Origin of the sequence: Methanosarcina sp. (genome assembly GCF_035390745.1) — an archaeon.
Lineage (GTDB): Archaea > Halobacteriota > Methanosarcinia > Methanosarcinales > Methanosarcinaceae > Methanosarcina.
This window is the reverse complement of the sequence record NZ_DAOOUJ010000100.1, coordinates 1-6,757: the sequence shown is the minus strand read 5'-3', so window position 1 is coordinate 6,757 and position 6,757 is coordinate 1. Positions and strand designations below refer to the sequence as shown.

General features: G+C 38.6%; 6 protein-coding genes. 2 read left to right on the top strand and 4 right to left on the bottom strand.

The annotated features are described in order from the left end of the window. Positions 1-97: 97 nt before the first annotated feature. Together PLL47_RS14215 and PLL47_RS14210 are read right to left on the bottom strand one after the other, a co-directional pair. Complete coding sequence (locus PLL47_RS14215) at positions 98-1,003, bottom strand: ATP-grasp domain-containing protein (protein ID WP_324447119.1); 906 nt, start codon at positions 1,001-1,003, stop codon at positions 98-100. A gap of 203 nt (positions 1,004-1,206) precedes the next feature. Beyond that, positions 1,207-2,403, bottom strand: a complete 1,197-nt coding sequence (locus PLL47_RS14210) for a tetratricopeptide repeat protein (RefSeq protein ID WP_324447117.1) — start codon at positions 2,401-2,403, stop codon at positions 1,207-1,209. A gap of 200 nt (positions 2,404-2,603) precedes the next feature. Here PLL47_RS14210 and PLL47_RS14205 point away from each other — a divergent pair, with 200 nt between their 5' ends. Then, positions 2,604-3,386, top strand: coding sequence for an HAD family hydrolase (locus PLL47_RS14205; RefSeq protein ID WP_324447114.1), 783 nt, complete (start codon positions 2,604-2,606; stop codon positions 3,384-3,386). A 193-nt stretch (positions 3,387-3,579) separates the two neighbouring features. On the opposite strand, the gene PLL47_RS14200 is transcribed toward PLL47_RS14205, so the two are convergent. Continuing rightward, positions 3,580-4,458, bottom strand: coding sequence for a tetratricopeptide repeat protein (locus tag PLL47_RS14200; protein WP_324447112.1), 879 nt, complete (start codon positions 4,456-4,458; stop codon positions 3,580-3,582). Between the two features lie 988 nt (positions 4,459-5,446). Beyond that, positions 5,447-5,959 (bottom strand): response regulator transcription factor, encoded by a 513-nt coding sequence (locus PLL47_RS14195; protein WP_324447110.1) that lies wholly within the window; start codon positions 5,957-5,959, stop codon positions 5,447-5,449. A 246-nt stretch (positions 5,960-6,205) separates the two neighbouring features. On the opposite strand from PLL47_RS14195, the gene PLL47_RS14190 reads away from it, so the two are divergent. Next, positions 6,206-6,487, top strand: a complete 282-nt coding sequence (locus PLL47_RS14190; protein WP_324447120.1) for a helix-turn-helix domain-containing protein — start codon at positions 6,206-6,208, stop codon at positions 6,485-6,487. Positions 6,488-6,757 lie beyond the last annotated feature (270 nt).

The following is a 6,757-nucleotide window of genomic DNA, read 5'->3' as shown; positions in this document are numbered from 1 at the left end:
GAAAGTACTTCCAGATACTTTCATTCTTTGGGCATGTTATTCGAAGAATATCATGCACGTTTTTTTAATTGCAATCTTCATTTTTTCTTTTTTCCGCTTATTTTTCCCCTAACTTTTCCCTTATAAAATCATAAATCATCTCTGCAACGTTAATCCCGCAGCATTCCTCAAGCCCTTCAAAGCCTGGGGATGAATTTGCTTCGCAGACTTTGAAATGGTCGCCGTCGAAGAGAAGGTCAATGCCGGCTATGTCAAGCCCGAAGGTGCGGGCGGTTTCTGTCGCCAGCTGTTCTATTTCAGGGGTCATATCAAATTTTCGGACTGCTCCACCTCTCGAGTAGTTGGACTTGAAGCTGCCAGCCGGAGCTATGCGTTCCATGCAGGCAACTGCCCGGCCTCCGATTACGAGAACTCGGAGATCTCTCCCAATGCTGGATTTAATGAATTCCTGAAGGATAATGTTCGCATTGGGGTTGGTTATGTGTATTAATTCTATGAGGTCACGGAAATTGTCATGGTTTTCAGAAAGGAAAATTCCCTTGCCCATTGAGCCGGAAAGGGCTTTTACAATGAGAGGAAAACCCAGGTATTTTTCGACCAGGTTTATGTTGACAGGGTTTTTGGCAAACATCGTTTTTGGAGAGGAAATCCCTCTTTCTGCCAGTATTTGCTGAGAATAGAGTTTGTCCTTGACTGTGTCAATGCTCTGCGAGGAATTAATAACACAAACTCCCAGGCGTTCAAGATGGCGGATGACAGCAAGCGCAAAATAGGTTGTTCCTGCTCCCATTCTTGGCAGAAGGAAATCCGGAAGGGGAACAACTTCTCCGTCGAGGAGTATGCTTTTTCTGTCATCCCTTGTAACTATCAGGTCGAACTGGTCGGGTTTTACAACCCTGAGATCTATTCCTTTTTCAGCCGCAACCTCAATGAAGCGGTGAATTTCATACAGGTCAGGCCTCAATTCGGCAGCCGTACTCTTATAAAGTATCCATCCTTTCATCCTTTCATCCGCCCTATCCTGTGAGAAGTGTTTTTAAATTTAAAAAAAGATATTTATCTATCTGAAAAGCGTTTCCAATATATAGAGCTATCTTTTTCAATTTATATCCATTCAAAGAAAAGATCGTAAGAAAAGGTAGTACGTAAAAAGAGAGTTGATTCAAGAATTCAAAAATAAGATCCGGAAGGAGAAGTCTCTCCGGATTACTGAACATCTCCTCCGATTTCAGCGTATCTGGGTTCAATTTCTACGGCTTTTCTGTACGCATATTCAGCTTCTTCTTCGCGTCCAAGAAAACTCAGGCAGACAGCTTTTCCAAACCAGGAGTCTGCAGATTCAGGATCGAGTTTAATGGCTTTTTCATAAGTATCCAGGGCTTCTTCAAAGCGCCTGAGCTGAGCCAGCACAAAACCCAGGCTTGAGTAGGCTTCCAGGTACTCGGGGTCAAGCTGTACAGCTTTTTTGTAGGCTTCGACAGCTTCATCAAATCTCTGCATCTGGCTGAGAGTAAAGCCTTTGTTATACCAGACATCGGAATTTTCGGAATTGATTTTAATTGCTTTTTCAAAAGCATTAATTGCTTCTTCATACCTCTCGAGGTGTTCCAGATCAATGCCCATATTATTCCAGGCATCATCATTTTCAGGGTCAATTTCCACGGCCTTTTCATATGCTTTCAGGGCCTGCCTGTAGCTTCCAAGGCTGTCAAGATCCACTCCTTTGTAATACCAGGCTTCAAGAAAATCTGGATCTATCTCCAGGGCTTTATCGTATGAAACTATAGCCTCATCATAATTACCCATCTGTCCGAGAGCTATACCCATTCCTGCCCAGGCTTCTTTGTAGTACGGATTTTCTTTAAGGACTTTCCCGTAAGCATTAATAGCCTCTTCGTATTTTCCTTCCTGGCTGAGATTCAGGGCTTTTCCATACCAGGCATTAGGGTAGTCCGGCTTTAGCTCAAGAGCTTTTCCGTAGGCTTCAACTGCTTTCTCATATTCTCCCACTTGAGAGTAAGAAAAAGCCATATTGTTCCAGATATCTGCATCTTTGGAATTGATTTTAACAGCTTCCTGATAAAGTTTAAGGGCTTCCTCGAACCGTCCCACGCTTTCAAGAGCTGCAGCCTTATTATTTAACAGATATATATTTCCCGGATCTTTTTCAATTGCCTTTTCAAAGGCAACTATTGCCTCGTTAAACTTGCCAAGCTTGAGAAGATCAAGACCACACTCATTAAGTTCAGCTGCAAGAATCTCGTTGCTGACTTCTTCATCTGACACACTCCCCGAGTCATCCAGAATGTACATATCCCCAGAAACCAATCCATCTCCGGTTTCAGCTTTTTCTCCTTTTCCTTCTTCTATGACAGATTTGTCCTTTGGTTCTTCAGAATTCATGTCAAAATTTCCTCTAATATCTTTTAAAATAAGGCCCACAATTTTTTCTGGTCATTCGCGTTCGTTATTTACTTAAGTCTATTGTTCTTTATGACCTATACATCTGACTTTATGGCTTTTATAGCCTCTCCCCAAAAATATGCAGAAAAGGTTTGTCGGATAAATTAAAGAAATGTAAAGCATATAAACATGGGCTGCTAATGATGAAACAGATTCACCAGAATCAAGAAATTATCAGGAACAATATACGGCAAAGCTATCACTGTTCCTTGAAAGCTGTTCTCTTTGATATGGATAATACTCTTTTTGATTTCGTAGCCGTAAAACTCATTGCATGCAGGGAGATTCTTTCATATCTTGGAAAAGAGGATAGGAACTTAAAGAAGGAGCCTGCAGAACTTTTCAAGTATTTTCTTAGAGGAACTTATGGTTTTGAGGATTATGAAAACATAAGGGATTACATGCAGGAGAGAAATCTCTTCACAGCTAAGGGGTACAGAGATTGCTGTGAGATCTATGACCGGGAAAAGCTGCAAAACCTCGAATTGTATCCAGGGGTAAGGGATACTCTTGAAGAATTGAAAAAAATTGGCTTCAGGCTTGCAATAATAACAGATGCCGACAGGTACCATGCACGTGCAAGGCTTACAAAAGTGGATCTTCTGGACTCTTTTGAACTTCTCGTATCTGCAGATATGACAGGTACGAAAAAACCGGATCCTGCACATTTTCTCTTTGCCCTTGATGCGCTTGGGCTAAAGCCGGAAGAAAGTCTTGTAGTTGGGGACAGCATCAAAAGAGACATAGCTCCTGCTAGAAGATTAGGTTTAAGAACAGCTTATGCTTCATATGGAGACTGGAGACCTGCGGAAGAAACAGAGAAATGTTTTGACTTTCAGCTCAATGCGTTTAATGACCTGATGAGATGTATTTATATTTTGAATAGTGATCTGTTTAAGACATCTACTCAAAGTAAAAATTAATTTCATCAATAGAAACCGCCGTCAGAAGGATAATGATAACAGCAAAACTAAAGACACTTCCTGAGAAAAAGAGAATTAAAGAAAAAGATATTTTTAGCCGTTATACCGTGATTTCTGAATTTGTTTTTCTGGCCAACGGCTTTTCTGGCTCCGGGATTCAGTTTCTCTGAACGGTGATTTGTATTAAGCTTGCTTAAATAAGGTCTGAATATATTGGATTTATATCTACTGCCCTTTCGTATGCTTCCATTGCTTTCTGGTGTTTTTTAACCCTGTCATACACTATTCCTTTACCAATCCATGCTTTTGTGAAGCTCGGGTTGATGTCTATAGCTTTTTCGAAGGCTTCAAGCGCTTCTTTGTATTTTTCAAGGTCTCTCAGGGCAATCCCTTTGTTATACCAGAACCTTGCATTCTCGGGATTTGCTTTTATTTTGTTGTCAAAAGTCTCCACTGCTTTCTCTATATACAGTTTTGCTTCATCGGTTTTTCCGAGCCAGCGCAGAGCGACTCCTTTGTTATAAAGAGCTTTTCCGTTACTCGGGTTTAACTCAAGTGCCCTGTTAAATGCATCAAGAGCTTCATGATAACTCTTTATTTTGCAGAGTCCCATGCCTTTTTTGCACCATTCACTTGCGCTCATGGCGCTTATGTCATATTTCTTTGAATAAATCTGGATAGATTTCTCAAGGTCGTCCATCGCGTCTTCGTATGCTCTCATCTCCCTGAGTGCCATTCCTCTCCTGTACCATACTTCAGGGTCTTCCGGAGCAAGACTGATAGCCCGATAAAATGCGTCAAGAGCTTCTTCATACTGCATGAGACCGAGGAGAAGTTCGGCTTTAAAGCACCATACTTTGGCGTCAGCAGGGTTGATCTCAAGAGATCTGTCAAAAGCATTAAGAGCTTCGTCGTATTTCATGAGATTTCTAAGAACCATCCCTTTGCTGAACAGGATTTTTGCGTTATCAGGGCTGATTTCCAGAGCCTTATTGAATGCATCCAGAGCTTCTGTATACCTTTTTAATTCTTGGAGTGCAACGCCTTTATTATACCATTCGTTCGAAGTCATATCTCACCACACCTTTTTTTGGGCTACATTTTTTCCACTGCTTTACCACACATCTACTTTGAACAACAATATTATATGCCTTCAGGGCGTTAAATGGATTTTGTACTTTAGTTCCTTACCAATAATAAGGACAAATAAATAGTAACCCATAATATTTTATGTTCTATTCTTTTTTAAACATTTTGAAATAATTCTATACATTCTCAATTTAAAAATAGAGTCTCCCAGCCATAATTTTAGCCTGAGCCAAAATATAGAAAAAATACAATATATTATTTTATAATCTAATAAAATTAATATTTGTCGATTTAAATAAATATCTATTCGGTTCTATATGGTCCATCTTGATGACTCAAAAGTAATGTCTGTTTTTTTACTCAGAAAGCTTTTCCAGGAACTTTGAATGCGGTTGCGCAGATATTTCTGGGCAAAGAGGTAATTTTCAGTCACACTTATTCTGGCATCGTTTAATTCTGCCCTGATGCCGGGGTTGCGGCAGAGCTCTCAAGAGACTTAAGTGAAGACATATTAATTTTGACGAAAAAAAAACCGATTCTTTATGGATTAATATGACTTAAACAGAAAATATAATTTTAATAGAATATGAGATTTTAACGAATGATCAGATTGCGAATTAATATAATAAAATTTTTCGAAAAGCAATCTTTATTAAAATAATTTTAAACTATCTCATATATATCGGGAGATCTATCTAATTAAATTTCTTATGATTAATTTTAAGCTCTTATTAAGAAAAAAATAAAACGATTTGAATGAGATAAATATTGGAGTTTGATGAAGAAGGCGTCTTAAGAAGGGAATAAATAATATTCATAAGAAGCCTCCTGAAAATCAATGAATTTAACTTCATAGAATTCTATTAAACATATAGAACGTGAAAAGGGAAAGAAAGGAAATATCACCTTTTAATGAATCCTTACTTATGAGATGCATCATTATTTCTATAAAACGAATTTTATTTCTAGAGTTAAATATGGCTGCGTCTCAAAATCATTCCTATCCGTGCTCTCAGTTCAAGAGAATTAAAAGGTGCAGCAATATAGTCATCAGCTCCAGACTTGAAGGCTTTAATGCTGTCTTCCACTTTATGTTTTTCACTCAGCATCATGATAGGGATCCACCAGCACTTGGGACTGGCCTTAAGTTGCCTGCAAATTTCAAAGCCGTCTTTATCAAGAGAAGCTGTATCAAGAAGTACCAGATCAGGTTTCTCTTCGCTTATGGCTTTAAGGACTGGTAAGGTATTCGAGACATTTACTACATTATAGTTTTCAGCTTCCAGTGCCTTCTTAAGGTCATGGAAATCATTGTGTCCATTACCCATAATCAGGATTTTTTCCCTGATATCCATAAGGCTTGCAATCCGAGCTTTTACTGCATCTTCCGAAATTGAAAGAGTGCGGGCGATATTCTTTTCGCTTATCTCTGGCTGTTCTTTTATGAGTTTTAATATTTCATGGTTAAGATCATTGTTATGCATTTTCCCTCCACCTCATACAGTATATATTTTCTTAGGTATTAAACATTTCTCAAAAATTAAAACGAAGAGAGTAGCTAAAAATGTACACAGTAAAGCAAGAGAAAGCGGAGTTACCCAAATATTTAGGGGATTTCATATGGATCGCCTGGTCACCCAATACGGAGATAAGTTTATAACCCTAAATAACAAGTTAATATTGGAAATAAGAATCACTTACGGAGAACAGCCACCTCTGAGATGATAACAATGGATCCACTTGAAAAGATCTTTGGAAAAACCGCACAGATGACCGTCCTTAAAAACCTGATTGAGCACCAGAATGAATCAACCTACCTTTCAGGAATAGCAGAAGAAACAGGTCTGTCACACTCCAGTGTGTCAAGAGTGATCACCCCGCTAATTGAGTCGGGTATTGTCATAGAAAAACCTCTTGGAAAGCAAATCCGGACCTTCCAGCTGAACATGGACAGTGACGCGACAAAATTGATCATAGATTTTTACAATAAAATTAACCAGATGCTGGAATAAGCCTTAAAGCGAATTCCCAAATGCCTGATGCAGGGCAGAAAATCTTGCTGTCCTCTTATTTAATTTTATAAGGATAGTGTTAACTTTAGAATTTCTGACTCTCATATATAGATGTAAACATAATCCCAAAAACAATATAAAGAATTTTCTAATCAAGGTTTTGTTTTGAATAAAGGGTCAAGATTATCAGGGCCAGAAAGGGAGTTTTGTATCGACTACTGTCTCAACCATTTAATTTTTGCATATCTTTATAATCTTTGAATCTCTTTA

What these genes read in the sequence shown, in the direction of transcription:
- PLL47_RS14215 (WP_324447119.1), bottom strand. Translation starts at nt 1,003, where the DNA reads ATGAAAGGATGGATACTTTATAAGAGTACGGCTGCCGAATTGAGGCCT.
- PLL47_RS14210 (WP_324447117.1), bottom strand. Translation starts at nt 2,403, where the DNA reads ATGAATTCTGAAGAACCAAAGGACAAATCTGTCATAGAAGAAGGAAAA.
- PLL47_RS14205 (WP_324447114.1), top strand. Translation starts at nt 2,604, where the DNA reads ATGATGAAACAGATTCACCAGAATCAAGAAATTATCAGGAACAATATA.
- PLL47_RS14200 (WP_324447112.1), bottom strand. Translation starts at nt 4,458, where the DNA reads ATGACTTCGAACGAATGGTATAATAAAGGCGTTGCACTCCAAGAATTA.
- PLL47_RS14195 (WP_324447110.1), bottom strand. Translation starts at nt 5,959, where the DNA reads ATGCATAACAATGATCTTAACCATGAAATATTAAAACTCATAAAAGAA.
- PLL47_RS14190 (WP_324447120.1), top strand. Translation starts at nt 6,206, where the DNA reads ATGGATCCACTTGAAAAGATCTTTGGAAAAACCGCACAGATGACCGTC.